This is a genomic window from Streptomyces lydicus (assembly GCF_004125265.1).
Lineage (GTDB): Bacteria > Actinomycetota > Actinomycetes > Streptomycetales > Streptomycetaceae > Streptomyces > Streptomyces lydicus_C.
Genome location: NZ_RDTE01000003.1, coordinates 1480884 through 1500642, shown reverse-complemented (window position 1 = coordinate 1500642; position 19759 = coordinate 1480884). Strand labels below are relative to the sequence as shown.

16 protein-coding genes and 1 pseudogene are annotated in these 19759 nt (G+C 72.5%); 6 read left to right on the top strand and 11 right to left on the bottom strand.

Annotated elements, in window-relative coordinates; translation table 11 throughout:
- Positions 1-19: 19 nt before the first annotated feature.
- Positions 20-1621 carry an alpha/beta fold hydrolase gene (locus tag D9V36_RS09055; RefSeq protein WP_129293304.1) on the bottom strand — a complete coding sequence of 534 codons (1602 nt, stop codon included), beginning with the start codon at positions 1619-1621 and terminating at the stop codon, positions 20-22.
- A 225-nt stretch (positions 1622-1846) separates the two neighbouring features.
- Here D9V36_RS09055 and D9V36_RS09050 point away from each other — a divergent pair, with 225 nt between their 5' ends.
- Entirely contained in the window at positions 1847-2683 is an 837-nt protein-coding gene (locus D9V36_RS09050) for a class I SAM-dependent methyltransferase (RefSeq protein ID WP_129293303.1), read from the top strand.
- 80 nt (positions 2684-2763) lie between these two features.
- Here D9V36_RS09050 and D9V36_RS09045 read toward each other — a convergent pair whose 3' ends face one another.
- A complete protein-coding gene (locus D9V36_RS09045) occupies positions 2764-3621 on the bottom strand; it encodes an alpha/beta fold hydrolase (protein ID WP_129293302.1) in 858 nt (285 codons plus the stop codon).
- A 102-nt stretch (positions 3622-3723) separates the two neighbouring features.
- Between D9V36_RS09045 and D9V36_RS09040 the strand changes: the two genes are divergently transcribed.
- Entirely contained in the window at positions 3724-5052 is a 1329-nt protein-coding gene (locus D9V36_RS09040; protein ID WP_129293301.1) for a PLP-dependent aminotransferase family protein, read from the top strand.
- Positions 5053-5180: 128 nt separating this feature from the next.
- Here D9V36_RS09040 and D9V36_RS09035 read toward each other — a convergent pair whose 3' ends face one another.
- The 6 genes and pseudogenes from D9V36_RS09035 to D9V36_RS09010 all read right to left on the bottom strand — a co-directional run bounded on the left by D9V36_RS09035 (position 5181) and on the right by D9V36_RS09010 (position 9226).
- Positions 5181-5480: a hypothetical protein gene (locus D9V36_RS09035; protein ID WP_164992919.1), complete on the bottom strand. Its 300-nt coding sequence runs from the start codon at positions 5478-5480 to the stop codon at positions 5181-5183.
- Positions 5481-5669: 189 nt separating this feature from the next.
- The gene (locus D9V36_RS09030) at positions 5670-6830 is read right to left on the bottom strand and encodes a glutathione S-transferase family protein (protein WP_129293300.1); all 1161 of its coding nucleotides are present in this window, start codon (positions 6828-6830) and stop codon (positions 5670-5672) included.
- Positions 6831-6906: 76 nt separating this feature from the next.
- A complete protein-coding gene (gene ligD / locus D9V36_RS09025; RefSeq protein WP_129293299.1) occupies positions 6907-7878 on the bottom strand; it encodes a non-homologous end-joining DNA ligase in 972 nt (323 codons plus the stop codon).
- Between the two features lie 145 nt (positions 7879-8023).
- Complete coding sequence (locus tag D9V36_RS09020) at positions 8024-8194, bottom strand: MMPL family transporter (protein WP_164992846.1); 171 nt, start codon at positions 8192-8194, stop codon at positions 8024-8026.
- Positions 8195-8210: 16 nt separating this feature from the next.
- Positions 8211-8522 (bottom strand): annotated as a pseudogene (locus tag D9V36_RS09015) (MMPL family transporter); the annotation flags it as partial.
- Between the two features lie 35 nt (positions 8523-8557).
- Positions 8558-9226, bottom strand: coding sequence for a class I SAM-dependent methyltransferase (locus D9V36_RS09010; protein WP_129293297.1), 669 nt, complete (start codon positions 9224-9226; stop codon positions 8558-8560).
- A gap of 269 nt (positions 9227-9495) precedes the next feature.
- On the opposite strand from D9V36_RS09010, the gene D9V36_RS09005 reads away from it, so the two are divergent.
- Positions 9496-10233 (top strand): SDR family NAD(P)-dependent oxidoreductase, encoded by a 738-nt coding sequence (locus D9V36_RS09005; RefSeq protein ID WP_129293296.1) that lies wholly within the window; start codon positions 9496-9498, stop codon positions 10231-10233.
- 424 nt (positions 10234-10657) lie between these two features.
- On the opposite strand, the gene D9V36_RS09000 is transcribed toward D9V36_RS09005, so the two are convergent.
- Positions 10658-11533, bottom strand: coding sequence for a polysaccharide deacetylase family protein (locus D9V36_RS09000; protein WP_129293295.1), 876 nt, complete (start codon positions 11531-11533; stop codon positions 10658-10660).
- Between the two features lie 208 nt (positions 11534-11741).
- Here D9V36_RS09000 and D9V36_RS08995 point away from each other — a divergent pair, with 208 nt between their 5' ends.
- Entirely contained in the window at positions 11742-13679 is a 1938-nt protein-coding gene (locus D9V36_RS08995; RefSeq protein ID WP_164992918.1) for an APC family permease, read from the top strand.
- A 51-nt stretch (positions 13680-13730) separates the two neighbouring features.
- On the opposite strand, the gene D9V36_RS08990 is transcribed toward D9V36_RS08995, so the two are convergent.
- Positions 13731-14831 carry a calcium:proton antiporter gene (locus tag D9V36_RS08990; protein ID WP_129293294.1) on the bottom strand — a complete coding sequence of 367 codons (1101 nt, stop codon included), beginning with the start codon at positions 14829-14831 and terminating at the stop codon, positions 13731-13733.
- Between the two features lie 214 nt (positions 14832-15045).
- Positions 15046-15792 carry a hypothetical protein gene (locus D9V36_RS08980; RefSeq protein ID WP_129293293.1) on the bottom strand — a complete coding sequence of 249 codons (747 nt, stop codon included), beginning with the start codon at positions 15790-15792 and terminating at the stop codon, positions 15046-15048.
- Positions 15793-16046: 254 nt separating this feature from the next.
- Here D9V36_RS08980 and ggt point away from each other — a divergent pair, with 254 nt between their 5' ends.
- Both ggt and D9V36_RS08970 read left to right on the top strand, forming a co-directional pair.
- A complete protein-coding gene (gene ggt / locus D9V36_RS08975) occupies positions 16047-17903 on the top strand; it encodes a gamma-glutamyltransferase (protein WP_129293292.1) in 1857 nt (618 codons plus the stop codon).
- Positions 17904-18125: 222 nt separating this feature from the next.
- The gene (locus D9V36_RS08970) at positions 18126-19613 is read left to right on the top strand and encodes an amidase (RefSeq protein WP_129293291.1); all 1488 of its coding nucleotides are present in this window, start codon (positions 18126-18128) and stop codon (positions 19611-19613) included.
- The last annotated feature ends 146 nt before the right edge of the window (positions 19614-19759 follow it).

Here is a 19759-nt window from a genome sequence, read left to right as displayed (position 1 = left end):
GGTTACGGGTGCGGGGACGCTAGTCGCGCACCGGCACCGACACATAGGACGGATCGTTCGACGGGGAGGAGAACGTCAGCCGGGCGCCGCTCGGGTTGTGCTCGTTGTACAGCGGGTCGACGGTGTCCACGACCACCGCGAGACGGTGGCCGGCCGGGACGTCGTAGGCCGTGGAGAACAGGTCCAGGTCGACGCCGAAGGGCTGGTTCGGCGTCTTGCCGTGGAAGGTGTACGGCGCGTGGGTGACCAGCTTGCCGATGCCGAGCGGGCCCACGTCGTAGAGGTAGGCGATGGCGGTGCCGCTCTCCGCGGTGCTGGTCAGGGTGGTGTGCAGTCGGGTGGTCCCCCTGACCCGCTGCCCGGTGTCGTAGCGCTCGGACTGCCAGACGGCGGCCAGGGAGCGCGGCAGCAGCGGGATCGAGGCCATCGGCGGCAGCCGGAGGAACTGGTCCAGCATGCTGGAGAGGATGATCAGCCCGCCGTTGGCGCCGGAGTCCCAGTTGGTATTGATCTGTTTGCTGTCGCCGAGCTCGATCCGGCGCTGCGCGGACGGGACGTCCTTCCAGCTCTTGTAGCCCTCGTACGCGCCGGTGGAACGGGACTTGAGCAGCACCGGCGACTCCCGGTCGATGCCGTTGTCCGCGCCCTTGAGGTAGTGGTCGAACCACCGCTGGGTGTCGGTCCAGGTGTCGTTGGGCAGCCCGAACAGGCCGAGCCCTTCGGCCGTGGCGTGATCACCGGGACGGAATTCGAGTCGCTTGGGGCCGGTCAGCTTCTCGTAGAAGTCGGCGGTCTGGTTGGGCGGGAAGATGGAATCGCCCCAGGCGTTGCCCAGCATGATGGCGGCGCCATTGGCGTTGATCTTGTCGAGATAGGTGGCGGGGGAGCGTTTGCGCCCCCAGGCGATCAGGTCGTTCTCCTTGTCCAGGTTCGAGGCCAGGAAGTCCTTCATGATGGTGCGGAATTCGGGGCTGGGGCGTCCGGTCAGCTCGCCCGTGCCGCCCAGGAACGATGCGGCCTGCCGGTGCTCGGTGCGGCCGCTGTAGATCGAGCCGACGAGATCGCCCCAGCCGCTGAGCGCCGCAACCGCCTTGATCCGCTTGTCGAACGCGGAGGCCAGCAGGCTGATCCCGGCACCGTAGGAGACCCCGCCCATCCCGACCTTCTGGGGATCGGCCGGTGTGTGGGCCAGCGTCCAGTCGATGACCTTCGACGCGTCGGCGACGTCCTTCGGGCCGGCCGTGTCGATCTCACCGCCGGACTGCCAGAAGCCGCGTGAGTTGTAGCCGACGACGACATAGCCCGCCTCGGCCAGCTTCTTGGCCTGCGCCATGTACTCGATCTGCGGCATCGACCAGCTGGTGGGCAGCACGATGACGGGGTAGCGCCGGGTGCCGTCGGCACCGGCCGGAGTGAAGACATTCGCCTTGAGGGTGGTACCGCCGTCGCCCTGGATGTCGACGAACCGCACGGAGGGGGCGCCCGACGCCGCTGCCGTGGGGGCGGATCGCGGCGTTGCCGCCTCGGCGGTGGCCGGCGCGCCGGCGAGGACCGTGGTGGCCAGCACCGCCGCGGAGACGGTGCCGATCGCGGCGCGCAGTGTCGTACGGGAGGGCCTCATCTTCTGCTCCAGATCTCGATGCGGGCCGGCCGCACGCTGTCCGAGTGGGACAGGTGGGGCGTACGGTGACCCGATTTTGACTGGAGAGTAAGGTCCACTCCTTACCTGGGGTAACCCATCGGTAGGTTACGGGTGGGTAACGCCCTTGCTTTCAGGGGGAGTCGGGGTGGCGACCAGTGAGAATAGGTGTTGCCGACCGGGCGAGAGCGTGGGTGAGGGGGAGTGGTGGCCGGGACACCGTTCGATGAGAGTGAGCGTCAGATCTGGGCGGGGAGTGCGGCCGCGTACGAGGCGGGGTTCGGCAGGCTCTGTGCCCATCCGGTCCCGCGGTTGCTGGACGCCGCAGGGGTGGCGGCGGGCACGCGGGTGCTCGACGTCGGTACGGGGACGGGCTCGGCCGCGGCGGCGGCCTGTGCGCGCGGTGCCCGGGTGGTGGCCGTGGATGCCGAGCCCGATATGGCCCGGCGGGCCGCCCGTACGGCCCCCGGCGCAGGTGTGCATATCGCCGCCCTTCCGCAACTTCCGTATGCCGACGGACAGTTCGATGCCGTGGTCGGCAACTTTGTGCTCAATCACGTGGGGCGGCCCCGTGCGGCACTCGACGAGCTGCGCCGGGTGACCCGGCCGGGCGGCCGGATCGCGCTGACGCTCTGGGCGGCTCCCGCCGCACCCGGGCAGGCGCTGCTCGGCCGCGCCGTACATGCGGCCGGTGTGCCCCGTCCGTCGTTTCTGCCCTCGCTCGCCCCCGAAGACGACTTCCCGCGTACCGAAGAAGGCGTCGTCGGCCTGGTGCGGGACGCGGGGTTGACGGAGGCGGCCTGCCGGCCGGTGTCCTGGGATCACCACACCACACCGGAGGAGTGGTGGAGCGGTCCGGCGGCAGGGGTGGCGACCATCGGCCGGGTCGTATGGAGCCAGGGGGCGGCCGTGGCCGAACGTATCCGTCAGCGCTTCGTCGTGCTGGCGAAGGAGTTCACCGATGGTGAGGGCCGGTTGGTGCTTCCGCACAGGGCGCTGCTGGCGTCCGGGCGGGTGGCCGGGCCGGGGCGGGCCGGCGCCTGATGGCCCGGGGGCGGGAGCCCGGCCGTGAACACCGTGGGGTGCGGTGCGCGGGGTGGTGGTGTGTGCGGCCGCCGTGGTGCTCAGCCTTGGGGTGCGGTCGTTGCCGCGGTGGTTGCCGCGGTCTTCGGTATTGAGTTGAGGAATTCGTGCAGTGCCGCGTTGAAGGTGTGCGGCTGCTCCAGGTTCGGCATGTGGGCCGCCTGTTCGATGACGGTCAGGTGGGAACCCGGGATGTGTTCGTGGAGGTGGCGGGCGTCGCTCACCGGGGTGTAGGTGTCCTCGGTGCCGACCACCACCAGGGTCGGCACCGTGATGCGGGGCAGCAGCTCGGTGTAGTCGGGGCGTTCGGCGCGGCCGCGCAGGGCGGCGGCGGCGCCTTCGGGGGGCGTGGTGGTCATCATCTCCAGGACGTGCGCGGCGACGTCCGGCCGGGCGGCGATGGTGTCCGGGGAGACCATCTTGTCCAGCACCTCGTGCGCGTAGTCGGCCATTCCCTCGCGGAGCAGCCGCTCCGCCATGTCGTAGCGCGCGGTCTTGCCGTCCGGGGTCTCCGCCGCGGCGAAGGTGTCGGCGAGCAGCAGGGCGCTGATCCGTTCAGGGAAGAGCCGGTAGCACTCCATGACGATCTGGCCTCCCATGGAGAGGCCGCCGAGGACGCAGCGCTCGATCCCGAGGTGGTCGAGCAGGTCGACGAGGTCCCGGGCGAACGTCCCCAGTGGGGTTGCGCCGGGGGTGGCGGTTGAGCCGGGGGTCGCCGTGCTGTCCCCGTAGCCCCGGAGGTCCGGGGCGATCACCCGCCGGCCGGCCCGGCTGAAGTACTCGGTCTGCGGGCGCCACATCGAACGGTTGAAGGGGTGCCCGTGTACGAGCACCAGCGGCTCGCCGCTGCCCTCGTCCTCGTACCCGACGGTGATCTCGCGGTGAAAGACCGATCCCATGGAAGATGTCTCCTCTGCTGTGGCTTGACGCCTCGATGCTATAGAGGGCAATCTCTCGGCACAATGTAAATAATGTACTCGGTGCAATGTGGGAAGTGTTCGATGGACGACTATCGTGTGATTGCCGATGAGCTCGCGGCCGACATCGCCGCCGGCCGGCTCCGCCCCGGGGAACGGCTGCTGCCGCTGCGCAGGTTCGCCAGGAACCGGCACATCGCCGGCTCCACGGCGGCCCGGGTGTACCGGGAACTGGGCCGACGCGGTCTGACGGTGGGGGAGGTCGGCCGCGGTACCTTCGTCCGCACCGCCGCGCCCGCGGCCGAGCCCGCCTTGGCCGAGCCGGCCGAGGCCAGGGTCGACCTGGAGATGAACTTCCCCGTCCTGCCGCACCACCCCGCGCTCCTCGCCAAGAGCCTGGAGCATCTGGTGCGTCCCGACGCGCTGGGCGCCGCGCTCCGCCCGGTGGGTGCCGCCGGCACGGCCGTGGCCCGCCGGACCGCGGCCGCCCACCTCGCCCGCGCCGACTGGGCGCCCGATCCCGGGCAGCTGCTCTTCGCGGGCAACGGCCGGCAGGCGGTGGCCGCGGCGGTCGCCGCACTGGTCCCGGCCGGTGAACGCCTCGGCGTCGAAGCGCTCACCTACCCCGTCGTCAAGGGCATCGCGGCCCGCCTCGGCGTCACGCTCGTCCCGCTCGCCATGGACGAGCACGGCCTGACCCCCGAAGCGCTGCGGGCCGCCGCTCCGCTGCGCGCCGTCTACGTCCAGCCGGCCCTGCACAATCCGCTCGGCACCACCATGCCCGGCCCGCGCCGCGCGGAACTCGCCGCCACTGTGCGGGAGTTGGACATCCATGTCATCGAGGACGCCATCTACGGGTTCCTCCGCAACGACCTGCCGCCGCTGGCGGCCCTCGCGCCGGAGCGCACCGTGGTCGTCGACAGTCTGTCCAAGCGGCTGGCGCCCGGCCTGTCGCTGGGGTTCCTCACGGTGCCGACGGGCACCACCCAGGACTTCGCGACCGCCCTCAGGTCGGGAACCTGGGCGGCCTCCCGCTTCGCGCTCGACGCCGCCACCCGCTGGATGGCCGACGGCACCGCGGCGGCCATCGAGGAGGAGAAGCGCAGCGATGCCGCCGCGCGCCAGCGGATCGTTGCCGACAGGCTCGCCGGCTTCCGGGTCCGGGCCGATCCGCGGGCGTATCACTGCTGGTGGGAACTGCCGGATCCCTGGCGGGCCGATACCTTCGTGGCCGCCGCTGCCCGCCGCGGCATCGCGGTCACCCCGTCCGGGGCGTTCGCCGTCGGTCCGGGGCATGCGCCGGGCGCCGTACGCCTGGCCCTCGCCTCGCCGCCCGTCGACACGCTGGCCGGGGTGCTCGATGTCCTGGCCGGGCTGGCGCGGGGGATGCCGGAGGACAGCGTGTCGGAGTGAGGGAGGGGCGCGGGGCTCACCGCGGTGCAATTCGCCTCGGTGCACCCCGGTGCAATTCACCCCGGTGTGGTTCACCGCGGGGCCGTGCAGGTGTGCCCCGGTCCGGGCGCCCGGTTCGCGTGCCCGGCTCAGGTGCCGCTCATCAGCTCCGAGAGTCCGGTGCGCCATTCGGCGGCGTTCATCACCGGCCGCAGCGTGACCTTCGCGTTCAGGTCCATGAAGAAGGATTCGAGGAGAGTCGGCATCTGCGAGGACTCCCTCATGTCGAAGTAGAAGAAGGCGGTGCGCTCGCCGTCGTCGACGGTGAAGTAGGCGGCCTCCGGCCGAAGCGCGGCGAAGGCCGACTCCATGATCTTCGACAACTGGCCGTTCTGGATCAGTTCATTGCCTGTCCGGGTCGGTATCCGGGCCGTCAGGACCATCCTCATCGGGCTCACTCCTCGCTGGAGTGTGGGGATCGTGGGGGGAGTAGGGGGTGGGAGTGGTGGTGCGGAGGGGCAAGGGGAGGGGGATCGTTCTCTGTTTTCAGGGTCTCACGCTCCGGCGGCCGGGGCCTGGTCCGGCGGCCGGGAGCCGGAAGGCCGCCGGGGCCGTTCCGCAAGCCGGTCGGGACCGCTTCAGAAGCTGTGCGGCGCGGCGTCGGGGCGGCCGCTGGGCGGGACCTCCTCGGCCGTCGGTACCGGGCCTGGCGGGGTGCCGTCGCCGAACGGCCGTCCGCCCAACTCCTCGCGGTGGTGCGGCGTCAGCCAGCCGGAGAGGTCCGGGCCGAGCGGGACGATGCCGGTCGGGTTGATGCCCCGGTGCACCCGGTAGTAGTGCTGCTTGATGTGGTGGAAGTCGACGGTGTCGCCGAAGCCGGGGGTCTGGTAGAGGTCCTTGGCGTAGGCCCACAGCACCGGGTCCTCGGCCAGCTTGAACCGGTTGCACTTGAAGTGCCCGTGGTAGACGGCGTCGAAGCGGACCAGCGTGGTGAACAGCCGGATGTCGGCCTCCGTCAGGGTGTCGCCCACGAGGTAGCGCCGGTCGGCCAGCCGCTGGGACAGCAGGTCCAGGCGCCGGAACAGATCGTGGAAGGCGGCCTCGTAATCGCTCTGCCCGGTGGCGAAACCGGCCCGGTACACCCCGTTGTTGACATCCCGGTAGATGCCCGCCATGACCACATCGATCTCCTCGCGCAGCGGCTCGGGGTAGAGATCGGGTGCGCCGGGCCGGTGCAGCGCCTGCCACTGGGTGGCGAAGTCCAGGGTGATCTGCTGGTAGTCGTTGGTGACGAGCTGCCCGCTGGGTACGTCCACGACGGCGGGGACGCTGACCCCGCCCGGGTAGTCCTTCTCGCGGGCGTCGTAGGCCTCGCTGAGGAAGCGGATGCCGAGGACGGGGTCGCGGCCGTCCGGCTCCAGAGTGAAGCGCCAGCTGCGGTCGTCCTGGATCGGGTCGGTGAGGGCGAGCGAGATCGCGTCCTCCAGGCCGAGCAGCCGCCGGGAGATGACGGCGCGGCTCGCCCAGGGGCAGGCGCGGCTGACCACCAGGCGGTAGCGTCCGGCCTCGACCGGCCAGCCGTCGCGGCCGTCCGCCGTGATGCGGTCCGCGAAGTGGCTCTTGGAGCGCTTGAAGGGCTTCTTGCCGTAGGCCGGGTTGCCTTCGGTGGTGGCGGGCGGGGTGCCGTCCGGGGCGCTGCGCGTGGTGCCGCCGGTATGGCTGCCGGTGTCGCTGCTCGCCTTGCTGCCTGTGGTGCCGTCGGTGGTGCTGCCTGCGGTGCTGTCGGTGGGGCGGTTCATCACCGGTTCCTTCCGTCTGCCGTTGCGCGGAGTCCTGAGGGCGAGCCTTCCCGGCGCGGCGCCGGTGTCCCCGCGCTCAGCCGAGGTGGGTGAGATCGGGTCGCAGCCGGTGCCAGACCGGATGCCGCAGCCGGCCGGCCGAGGTCCAGCCGCTCAGCGTGATCTCGGCGACGAGCCGGGGCTCGGCCCAGTGAGCGCCCGGTGTGTCCACGGGGTTGATGAACGGGGAGCGGTCGAGCGGGATCACTCCCAGGTAGTGCGCCAGCTCCTGGCGCTCCCGGTCGGACAGCCCCGAGCCGACGGAGCCGACGTACCGCAGCCCCGCGGGTTCGGCGATACCGGCCAGGACGGCACCGGGCAGACCGGCCAGGCCGCCATGGCCTTCGGTCCAGCCCCCGATGATCACATCGAGGGTCAGCAGATGCTTCGTCTTGCGCCACTCGGGTGACCGGACGCCCGGCAGATACGCGGAGGTCAGCCGCTTCGCCACCACGCCTTCGAGGCCGCCCTGCAGCGAGGCCTCCCAGGCCTGCTGCCCATGGCCCTCCACATACTCGGGCGCCGACCAGTTCGGGCCGCGCAGCCGCAGCGCGGACAGCAGCCGGCGACGTTCGTAGTACGGCGAACCGAGCAGCGACCCGTCCAGGTACATGAGGTCGAAGAGGACGAGCTGTACGGGGTACTCCATGGCGAGCCGGGCCGTGCGGCGCGGGTTCACCACGCCCATCCGGCGCTGCAGCAGCCCGAAATCCGGCCGGCCGCGCGCATCCAGCACCACCACCTCGCCGTCGAGCACCGCGGACCGGCCCCGCAGCTGCTCGCCCAGCGGTCCCAGCTCCGGGTAGGTCGTGGTCGCGTCGTTGCCCGCCCGGGTGATCAGCCGGATCGTGCCGTCGCCGGGAGTGTTGACGATGCAGCGCGCGCCGTCCCATTTGGCCTCGAACGCCCAGGCCGCCTCCTCGTGCTGGGCGGGCAACGGGCCGACCGTGGCCAGCATCGGCCGGATCACGGGGTACGAAGCCGAGCCGGGCTCGGCGAACGGGGCCATATGTCGATGATCGTCGGATCCGGGGGCGCGCGCAGATCGGGTGGGGCCGGGCAGTCGGTCGGCCGGGCAGCCGGGCAGCCGACGGACAGGCGGCCGGGCGGCCGGGCGAGCGGGCGAGCGGGCAGGCGGGCGAGCGGTCAGCCGCTCAGGCCGGGCCGGCCGTGGGGAGCTGTTCCTCGCCCTCCAGCGTCATCACCGCGGGGACCAGCAGCAGCCGGACCACGGTGGCGTCGATCAGCACGCTCACGGCCAGGCCGAGGCCCAGCATCTTCACCACGACGTTGTCGCTGACGACGAAGGCGGCGAACACGCTCACGTCCACCTGGCCTGCGGAGGGTGAGCGCGCCGAGCACCGCGGAGACCACGGTGATGGCGGCCGCCACCCCCAGTTTGCCGATGAAGGAGAGGCCCGAGACCCAGAGCCCCATCAGCGCGATGATGACCGTGCAGCCGGACACCAGGACCGGCCGGCCGCTGGTGGCCACGGCCTTGCCCGCACCGGTGACCGGGTCCGCACCGTCCATGAGGTTCTGCCGGTGCCGGGTGATCAGGAAGAGCGCGTAGCCGATGCCGACACCGAGGCCGATCATCGCGGCCAGGGTGGGGGAGACGGTGGCGAAGACGAAGACGGCGGCGAGCAGCCCGTCCCTGTCCCCCTCCCCTCGTCCCCCTGTCCCCGTCACCCGGCCGACGGGAGCCCGTCCGCGCGGAACACCAGCAGGTAGCGCCAGAAGAGCAGTCGGCGGATGCGGCACCCGGGCAGCAGCACTGCGGCGTCCCGGCGAATCCGGGACAGCGGCACCTCCGGCGGCGCGACGGGGGCCTGTACGGGAGCGGTGCCGGCCGGACGGCGTCCCTCCGCGACGGCGACGGCCAGGCGCGCCACCGCGTTCACCGGTACGGCCGCCAGGCTCCAGGCCCAGTCGGCCGCCGACTTCTCGGGGTAACAGCCCAGGACGACCAGCACGCCACCCGGTGCCAGCGCCTTGCGCAGTGCGGTGACGGTCTCGAAGGGCATGTGGTGGAGGGACGCCAGGCAGGAGATGAACTCGTAGTGCCCGGAGCGGAGTTGGAGCCGGGTGACATCCGCGTGCTCGAAGCGGGGTGGCGGGGAGCCGTCCGCCGTCTCTCCGGCGCCGGCGCCGGCGCCGGCGCCGGCGCCGGCGCGGGCGCGGGCGTGCGCAAGGGCCTTGGCCGACGGGTCCACCGCATGGACGTCGATTCCCCGCCCGGCCAGCCGGCGGGCGAACCGGCCGGTCCCGCAGCCCACATCGAGCGCCGTGCGGCAGGTCTTCGGCAGGTGTCGTAACAGCAGCCGGTGGTAGTGGTCACTGTGGTTGAAGGGCATCAGCGGACTCTATGCCCGGCACTTCCTGTGGGGCGTCCGGCTGAGGAGGCGTGGTCGTCCGGCCGAGAGGGGGACTGGTCGTCCGGCCGGGTGGCAGTGCCTGTGGCCGGTGCGGCTCCCTACGATTCCCTACGCACGTCAGTGACATGGCACAAGCTAAGGATCGAGCTGTTGTTGATGAACCATCCCTGGTCGTTTGCCGAGCGGTCGTTGTCCCGTAGCGGTGGTGTCGGTGTGTGCCGTCCGCGCGCCGGAGCGGAGGGGGGCCGATGAGCCGGGCGGTGCTGGTGACCGGTGCTTCGCGGGGGATCGGCCGGGCGGTTGCGGAGATCTTCGCCGCGCACGGGGACCGGGTCGCCCTGCATTACGCGTCGCGGCGGGCGGCGGCGCAGGAGACGTTCGAGGGTCTGGCGGGGAGCGGGCATGTGCTGGTGCAGGGGGATGTGAGCACGCCGGAGGGGGCGGCGGCGATCGTCGAGGCGGCCGTGGACGGGCTGGGCGGCGTCGATGTGCTCGTCAACAACGCGGCCGCGAACCGGGCGCATCCACTGGACCGTACGTCGTTCGACGACTGGCGGAGTGCCTGGCGGCAGATCGTGGACGTGAACCTGCTGGGGGCGGCGGACGTCACCTACCACGCGGCGCGGAGCATGATCGAACGGGAGGTGGAGGGACGGATCGTCAGTATCGGGTCGCGTGGGGCGTTCCGCGGTGAGCCGGATCATCCGGCGTACGGCGCGTCCAAGGCGGCGCTGCACGCGATGGGGCAGTCGCTGGCGGTCCATCTGGCGCCGTACGGGATCGGCGTGGCGTCCGTGGCCCCTGGTTTCGTGGCGACCGAGCGGGTCGCGGACCGCCTCACGGAGGAGGTACGGGAGCAGAGCCCGTTCGGCCGGGTCGCCACACCCCAGGAGGTGGCGTCCGCCGTCCACTATCTCGCTTCACCGGAGGCGGTCTGGACCTCCGGGACGGTGCTCGACGTCAACGGGGCGTCGTACCTGCGCTGAGCTCCGCCTCCCCATCGGGACAACGGGATGACGGGACAAAACGGGACGACGAGGCAACACGACGGGGCAAGAAGACGGGACAAAGGGGAAGCCCCGGCCGAACGGGGGAATTCGGCCGGGGCGGCTGTGGGGGCGGGGGCGGTGACGGCGGTGGCCTGGGGGCCTGCTGCCGTGCGGCGGCGGGCCGGCTTCCCTGGGGGAGGGCCCTCGGACGCCGACGTGCCGGCACCCGCTTCCAATTGAACGATAAACCATAGGGTGAGTTTCCGGGGCATCGGGTGACCGCTCTCACCCGACGCCTTCCGCCGTCGGCCTCTCCCCTCCGATGCCTGCTGCCGCCGGTCTCTCCCCTCCCGGCGCCTTCCGTCGCCGGCCTCCCTCCCGATGCCGGCCGTCCCGGTCACCGCCCCCGGGGCCCGCGCCCTCAGGGCTTGATGCGGATCGGACGGTACCCCTCGTCCAGCAGGCGTGGCAGATACCACTCCAGGGCCGCGACGGTCTGCCGGCGGTCGCCGCCCCCGTCGTGCGACAGGACGATCGCGCCGGGGTGTATCGCGTCCAGGACGGTGTGGGCGATGGTCCGGGCCCCGGGGTGGGTCCAGTCCTGTGAGTCGATCGCCCAGCCGACGGGGGACATGCCCAGCTCGTTGCAGATGCTCAGGGCGGGGTCGTCCCACTCGCCGTACGGGGCGCGGGCCAGGTCGGGGGCGGTGCCGAGAATGTCCTCGATCAGACTGCTGGTGCGGCCGAGTTCGCTGCGGACGGCGCCCGGCGGCAGCGCGGTCAGCTGCGGATGCGTCCAGGTGTGATTGCCGACGGCATGGCCCTCGTCGGCGATGTCGCACAGCAGCTCCGGGAATTCGACGGCGTTCTCGCCGATGACGAAGAACGTGGCCCGGACGCCGTGCCGGCGCAGAATCCGCAGGACATGCGGGGTGTGGAAGGGGTGGGGGCCGTCGTCGAAGGTGAGGAAGACCTCGCGGCGGTCGGTGGAGAGGTGGAAGGCGACCTCGGGGTGCGGCGGCGAGGCGCCCGGCCCTGACCGGGAGGTCTCGCCGGCCATCGGGCGGAGCCGGTACGCATGCGGGTCGGGCGTCGCGCCGGCCGGACCGCCGCCCGGGACGGGCCCGGTCGGCACGGTGTGCGGGGCGGGCGGCCGGGGCCGGGCCCGTGGCGGCCCGCCGGTCTCCGGAGCGCCGCTGCCGGCCGGGAGCAGAGCGCGGCCGGCGGAGAGCACCCCGGCCACGACCGCGGCCTGTACGAACCTCCGCCGCGTCTTCGCGCGCTGATCGGATGCCATCCTCCACGTGCTCTCATGCGGTCCGCGGCGGCACCGGGAACGACACCGGCCAGGCCGTGTTCCGCACCCGATCGGCTCGCACGGAGTGCACGCGGAAGGGGCCTGCGGGACTGCCCGGGGGAGGGGGCCGCCGGTCCGCGGCCGTGCGGCGCGGCGGCTCCGCGAGCCTCCCTCCGCCCCCGACGGGCGGCCCATAGTTTGTCCGCCTATGAGTCCATTCTTCAGGCCGAAGCGGATGATGGTGGGCCGCCCGCTGGACAGTGCGCGGCTCGGCGAGACGCTGCTGCCGAAGCGACTGGCGCTGCCGATCTTCTGCAGCGACCCGCTGTCCTCGGTCGCCTACGCCACCGAGGAGATCCTGCTGGTCGTCGGCCTCGGTGGGGTCGCTCTGCTCCATCTGACCTGGTACGCCGCGGCCGCCATCGTGCTCGTGCTGGTCGTCGTGGTGGCCTCCTACCGGCAGACCTGTTACGCGTACCCCGGGGGCGGCGGGGCCTACATCGTCAGCGCGCAGAATCTCGGGCGGAACGCGGCGCTCACCGCCGCCAGTGCGCTGCTCGTGGACTATGTGCTCACCGTGGCGGTGTCCGTGGTCTCCGGCGTCGCCGCGATCACCTCCGCGATTCCGTCGCTCGGCGGCCATGACCTGGCGCTGTCCGTCGGCTTCGTGGCGCTGCTCGCGATGATGAACCTGCGCGGGGTCCGCGAATCGGGGCGGGTCTTCGCCGTTCCCACCTACGGGTTCGTCTTCTTCATCTACCTGATGTTCGTGTTCGCCGCCGTGCGGATCGCCGCCGGCGCGACCCCTCGCGCCGAATCCGCCGGGCTGCCGCTGCACGCCGTCTCGCACTACACGGGCCTGGCGCTGGTTCTGCTGGGAATGCGGGCCTTCGCCTCCGGCTGCACCGCCCTGACCGGTGTCGAGGCGATCAGCAACGGGGTGCCCGCCTTCCGCAGGCCGAAGAGCCGCAACGCCGCCACCACGCTGCTGATCATGGGGTTCTTCTCCGTCACCATGTTCACCGGGATCACGGCCCTGGCCATGCTCTACGACGTGCATGTCGCGGTGGAGCCCACCGAACTGGGGCTGCCGCCGAACACCCCGACCTCCACCGCCCTCGCCCAGATCGCCCGTGCCACCTTCGGCGAGGTCACCGTGCTCTTCTATCTGCTGCAGGCGTTCACGGCCGGGGTGCTGATCCTCGCCGCCAACACCGCCTTCAACGGCTTCCCGATGCTCGCGTCGATCCTCGCCGAGGACCGCTACGTCCCCCGGCAGCTGCACAACCGCGGTGACCGGCTGGTGTTCTCCAACGGCATCATCCTGCTCGCGCTGGCGGCCATCGGGCTGATCATCCTGTTCAAGGCGGAGCTCACCCACCTCATCCAGCTCTACATCATCGGCGTCTTCGTCTCCTTCACGCTCTCCCAGACCGGCATGGTCAGGCACTGGCGGACCGTACTCGCCGAACGCGGGCTGCCGGCCAGGGAACGGGTCCGGCACCGGCGCTCCCAGGCGATCAACGCGGTCGGCGCGGTACTCACCGGAGTGGTCCTGGTCGTCGTCCTGATCACCAAGTTCACGCACGGCGCATGGATCGTGGTGATCGCCATGCCGCTGCTCTTCATGGGGATGCGCGCGGTGCACCAGCACTACGCGCGGGTGGCGCGGGAGGTGGCCATCGCCCCGGACGCGCGGCCCTGGGAGCCGGCCGGAAACCATGTCCTGGTGCTGGTCAGCGCGTTGAACGCGCCCACGCTCAAGGCCCTCGGCTATGCCCGTGCGATGCGCCCCACCACGCTGGACGCGCTGATCGTCGCGATCGATCCCGCCGATGTGCGGGGGCTGCGTGAGCAGTGGGACGCCCATGACATCGACGTCCCCCTGCAGGTGCTCAGCGCCCCCTACCGCGACTTCACCCGGCCGGTGATCGACTACGTCCTGGGCGTCAGCGCACGGCACCCGGGCGGCGCCGTCACGGTCGTCATCCCCGAATACCTCGTCGGGCGCTGGTGGGAACAGCCGCTGCACAACCAGAGCGCACTGCGGCTCAAGGCGCGGCTGCTGTTCACGCCGGGGGTGACGGTGGTCAGCGTGCCCTACCGGCTCCCGTCGGGGAGGGGCGCGACAACAGGGGCCGGCTAGGGCCCCCCGTGGGGCGGGCCGGACAGGCCCCGCCCGGCCGGTGCCCTCGCGCTACGGGCTGACCGCCAGCACGATGTATGCGGCCAGCAGGGTCAGGTGGACGCCGCCCTGCAGCGGGGTGGCACGGCCGGGGATCACGGTCAGGGTGCCGACGATCACGGTCAGGGCGAGCAGCACCAGATGGCCGGCGCCCAGGCCCAGGGACAGCGGGACCGGCAGCCAGACGGTGGCCAGTGCGACGGCCGGGATGGTCAGGCCGATGCTGGCCATCGCCGAGCCGAGGCCCAGGTTCAGGCTCGTCTGCACCCGGTCGCGGTGCGCCGCGCGGACCGCCGCGATGCTCTCCGGCAGCAGGACCAGCAGCGCGATCACAATGCCCACCACGGACGCGGGCAGCCCGGCCGCGGCCACACCGGACTCGATGGCCGGTGACACCGCCTTGGCCAGGCCGACCACCGCGATCAGGGCCAGCGCCAGCAGCCCGAGGCTGGTCAGCGCGGCCCGTGCCGAGGGCGGGTCCGCATGGTCCTCGCCGTGAATCACCTCGCCGGACGTGGTCACCGGAAGGAAGTAGTCCCGGTGCCGGATGGTCTGGGTGGTCACGAACAGGCTGTAGAGGACCAGCGCGGCCACGGCGGCGAAGACCAGCTGGGGGGTGGAGAACCGCGGCCCCGGTGTGCTGGTGGTGAACGTCGGCAGGACCAGGCTCAGACCCGCCACCGTGGCGACCGTCGCCAGCGCCGCGCCGGTGCCCTCGGCGTTGAAGACGGCCACCTTGCGCCGGAGCGAGCCGACCAGCAAGGACAGCCCCACGATGCCGTTACAGGTGATCATCACCGCCGCGAAGACGGTGTCCCGGGCCAGCGTGGCGCTCTTGGCGCCGCCGTCGGCCATCAGCGTGACGATCAGCGCCACCTCGATGATGGTCACCGCGACCGCCAGGACCAGTGACCCGAACGGCTCTCCCACCCGGTGCGCGATCACCTCCGCGTGATGCACCGCGGCCAGCACCGCCCCGGCCAGAAAGCACGACACCAGCACCACCAGGGCGACCGGCAGCGAGCGCCCCCAGGTCAGGGCCAGCAGCACCACCGCCAGCACCGGCAGCACACCGGTCCAGTGCAGCGCGGATGAGCGGAGGCCGGCGATCATGCCTTTGAGCTTGGCAGAAGGGCGGGGTGGCTGCCCGTCGGTGCGCTGGAACGGCGGACGGACGATCGGCCTGCCCGAGGCCGGCCTGCCCGAGGCCGGCCTGCCCGAGGCCGGCCTGCCCGAGGCCGGCCTGCCCGAGGCCGGCCCGCCCGCCACCAGCCCGCCCGAGACCGGCGTGCCCGAGACCGGCCGCCGGGCTGTCGCTCTGCCGGTCTCAGGCCGCCGCCCGGTGGCCCTTCGGTTCCGCCGCCGTGAGCGCGGCCTTGGTGACATCGGCGACCAGCTCGACGACATCGGGCCCGTACGCCTGCGAGTTGACCACCTTCAGCAGCAGGCAGAACTGGCCGTCGGCGCCGTGCTTACGGGCCAGCCGGGCCCGGTTGCGGACCAGATGGCGGACCGCGGCCCGGTGGGTGACCGGCCGCTGGCCGGCCGCCAGGAACACCGGGCGGTCGCCGCCCTCCCCTGCGGTCAGCCGCGCCAGCAGGACGTATTCGACCGCGCCGGGCTCCATCCGGTACGCCGTGCCGCCGATCGTGAAGGTGCCGCGGCCCGCGCCGGACTCGTCGCCCGGGTGCACCGTGACACCCGGCAGCAGATTGGCCAGATGGGCCGCCAGCCGCCGGTGCGCGGTCGGGTCACCGACACAGAACTCGGTGCGCGCCCCGAAGCCCTGCAGGCCGGTGTCGTGCGGGGCCACCTCGGGGTGCGCACCACAGTTCTCGATCACCGCCGCCAGCCCGAGCAGCGCCAGCGCGTCATGGCGGGGGATGCTCCAGTGCGCCGAGGAGCTGTCCCGGTGGGTGACCAGTACGCACTCCGAACCGTCCGGCAACCCGAAGAAGCCCTGTTCGCGGGTCAGCTTCCGCCGGACCGTCGCCGCGTGCACGGCCCAGCCGGCCGCCAGGCCCACGATCAGGGCCACGGCCGCCACGGTCAGGAGCAGCAGGGTGTCGTCCATGGCCGGGGAGCGTAGCGGCTCACCGGGTGGGTGTTCGAGGGCGGGGCGGGCGCCCGGGGCGGCTTGCCCCGGTCCGTACCGGGCTACCTGTTCCCACCTGTTCCCACCTGTTCCGTACGGAAAAGGGGGCAGCCGATGCCCGCCGTCATCAGGGCGGCGGCAGGCGAAAAGCCCTCTGTCCGCGGGCTGTTGGGCCGAGTAGGCTCCGGCCCCTGCCGCCCCCCCCGTGCGCACGCTCAGGAGGAATATCCGGTATGAGCAGAGCCCGACGCCTCACCGTCCTGGGAGCGGCCGCAGCGCTGGCCGGCTCCCTGGTGGCGGTCCCGGCCGCCGCCGCGCCCGCCGCACCACCCGCCGCACCCGCCGTCCCCGCCCGGCCGGCTCCCGCGGCCCAGGACCGCGCCCCCACCGCCGCACCGGAGAAGACGCCGGTCGCCGTCGGCTCCGGCGGCGCCGTCTCCAGCGTCGACGCGGACGCCTCGGCCGCCGGTATTTCGGTGCTCGAACAGGGCGGCAACGCCGTGGACGCGGCGGTCGCCACCGCCGCCGCCCTCGGCGTCACCGAGCCCTACTCCTCGGGCATCGGTGGCGGCGGCTACTTCGTCTCCTACGACGCCAGGACCCGGACCGTACGCACCCTCGACGGCCGGGAGACCGCACCGCGCTCCGCCGGCCGGGACCTCTTCCTGGAGAACGGCACCCCGATCCCGTTCGCCGACGCGGTCACCAGCGGCCTGAGCGTCGGCACCCCGGGGACCCCCGCCACCTGGGACACCGCCCTGCGCGCCTGGGGCAGCCGGTCGCTGGGGCAGGTGCTGCGGCCCGCCCGGCAGCTGGCCGCGGACGGCTTCACCGTCGATGCGACCTTCCGGCAGCAGACCGCGGACAACGAGGCGCGCTTCAAGGACTTCCCCGCGACCGCCGCCCTCTTCCTGCCCGGCGGCAAGCTGCCGGCGGTCGGATCGACGTTCAAGAACCCCGATCTGGCGCGTACCTACGGGGAGTTGGCGGCGAAGGGCGTACGGGCGCTCTACGACGGCGCACTGGGCCGGGACATCGTCCGTACCGTCGGCAAGCCACCGGTGCGCTCCGGAGCCGGCCGCACGGTGCGGCCCGGCAAGCTGACCGCAGCCGATCTGCGTGCCTACCGGGCGCTCGGCCAGGCGCCGGCCCACACCCGCTACCGGGGCCTCGACGTCTACGGCATCGGGCCGTCCTCCTCGGGCGGCACCACCATCGCCGAGGCGCTCAACATCCTGGAACGGAGCGACGTCTCCCGGCTGAGCGAGAAGCAGTACCTCCACCGGTACCTGGAGGCGAGCCGGATCGCCTTCGCCGACCGCGGCCGCTGGGTCGGCGACCCGTCTCAGGAGGACGTGCCGGCCAAGGCCCTCACCTCCCAGCGCTTCGCCGACTCCCGCGCCTGCCTGATCCACGACGACAAGGCGCTGACCAGCCCCCTCGCACCCGGCGACCCCCGCCACCCGCGGCGCTGCGCCACCGGCGGCAAGGCTGCTCCGACGACGTACGAGGGGGAGAACACCACCCATCTGACCGTCGCCGACAAGTGGGGCAATGTCGTCGCCTACACCCTGACCATCGAGCAGACCGGCGGCAGCGGCATCGTGGTCCCGCACCGCGGCTTCCTGCTCAACAACGAGCTCACGGACTTCTCCTTCGCGCCCGCCGATCCGGCGGTTCATGACCCCAACCTTCCCGGTCCCGGCAAGCGCCCGCGCTCGTCCCTCTCACCAACGGTCGTGCTGCGCCACGGCCGGCCGGTGGTGGCGCTCGGTTCGCCCGGCGGCGCGACCATCATCACGACCGTGCTGCAGACCCTGGTCAACCACCTCGACCGCAAAATGCCGCTGGTCGACGCCATCGCCGCGCCGCGCGCCAGCCAGCGCAACGCGGCGACCACCGAACTCGAACCCGCCCTGTGGAACAGCCCGGTCCGCGGGCAACTCGAGGCGATCGGACATGCGTTCAAGCAGAACCCGGAGATCGGCGCGGCGACCGGCGTCCAGCGGCTGCCGGACGGCCGCTGGCTGGCCGCGGCGGAGAAGGTACGGCGCGGCGGCGGCTCGGCCAGGGTCGTCCACCCGTCGTAACGGCGCGCACCGCGTGTCCCGTCGTCACCGTGTGCACCGCCCGTCGCGCCCCTGGTGTGTGACCGGGCGGGCGTCACACCGCCGGAACGCGGCGGGCCGCTGTGTGCCGTCCGTGTGTCGTCGATGTGGCGCACCGCGCGGCATCGTTGATGGCCCTCGCCGTGACGATTAGCCTCCTGGGACCGTTCGTTCGAATGAGCGGTTCCAGGGAGGGCACGCAGCGTGAGTGTTGACGAGAGTCAGGACAGCGGGACCGGTCCGGCCCCGGCCCGGCACATCGGTGCCGAGGCCGGGGAGTGGGAAGGCCTCGCCGAGCAGGCGCGGGCGCTGGCCGAGGGGCGGGTGACCTCGACCGCACTGGTACGGCGGTCGCTGGAACGCATCGAGGCCACCCAGGCCGGCGTCAACGCCTTCCGGCGGGTACGGGCCGAGGCGGCGATGGCGGAGGCCGCACAGGCCGACCGCAGGCTGGCGCACGGCGAGCGGCTGCCGTTGCTCGGGGTGCCGGTCGCGGTCAAGGACGACACCGATGTGGCGGGCGAGCCCACCGCGTTCGGCTGCGCCGGCGAGTTCCCGCCCAAGGAGCGCGATGCCGAGGTCGTCCGGCGGCTGCGCGCGGCCGGGGCGATCATCGTCGGCAAGACCAACGCCTGCGAACTGGGGCAGTGGCCGTTCACCGAGGGGCCGGCCTTCGGCAACACCTGCAACCCCTGGAACCTCGCCCACACTCCGGGCGGCTCCTCCGGCGGTTCGGCCGCCGCGGTCGCGGCCGGGCTGGTACCCGCCGCGCTCGGCACCGACGGCGCCGGTTCGGTCCGGATCCCCGCCGCCTGGTCCCATCTCGTCGGCATCAAGCCCCAGCGCGGCCGCATCTCCACCTGGCCGGACCCGGAGTCCTTCCAGGGCATCACCGGTATCGGACCGCTGGCCCGTACGGTCGAGGACGCGGCGCTGCTGCTGGACGTGGCCAGCGGCAACCACGACGGCGATCTGCACCGGCCGCCCGCCATCGCGGCTAGCGAGGCGGCCCGCCGCGACCCGGGCCGGCTGCGGATCGCGCTGTCGTGGAAGGCCGCCTTCACCTTCACCCCCAAGCCGCTGCACCCCGATGTCCGGGAAGCGGTGACGGGCGTGGCCCGCACGCTGGTCCGGCTGGGGCACTTCGTGGAGGAGGCGGAGCCGGACTACGGACTGGTCGGACTGGCCTTCGTCCCGCGCGCCACGGCCGGGGTGGGGGAGTGGGCGGCCCGGGTCCCCGACCCCTCCCTCCTGGACCGCCGTACCCGGGAGGCGGCGCGGATGGGACGGCTGCTCGGCGGGCCGGTACTGCGCCGGGCGCGGGCCGTCGAGAGGCGTCAACAGCGCCGGATCGGCGCGCTGTTCGGCCCCTATGACGTCCTGCTGACCCCGACCACCGCCACCCCGCCGCCGCGGATCGGCACCCTCGCCAAGCTCAGCGGCTGGCGTACGGATCAGGCCATGATCGCCGCCTGTCCGTACGCCTGGCCGTGGAACGTCCTCGGCTGGCCGGGCGTGAGCGTCCCCGCCGGATTCAGCGCCGGCGGCCTGCCGCTGGGCGCCCAGCTGCTCGGCCCGGCCCACGGCGAGCCGCGGCTGATCTCGCTGGCCGCCCAGCTCCAGGACGATCTGCGCTGGCACGAGCGGCGGCCGGCCGGCCATCCGGCACCGCTCGACGGGGCGCGCCGCTAAGGGCTGTCGTCCGGATCAGTCGGTCGTCCTCATGGGTCTCGACCACCACGTGAGGAACAACGGCAGTGCTCGCACGGCCGTTCATATTCCCTTTCCGCGGAGCGGCCTCACATTCCCGTCGCACATTCTTCCGGTAGTCATCTTCT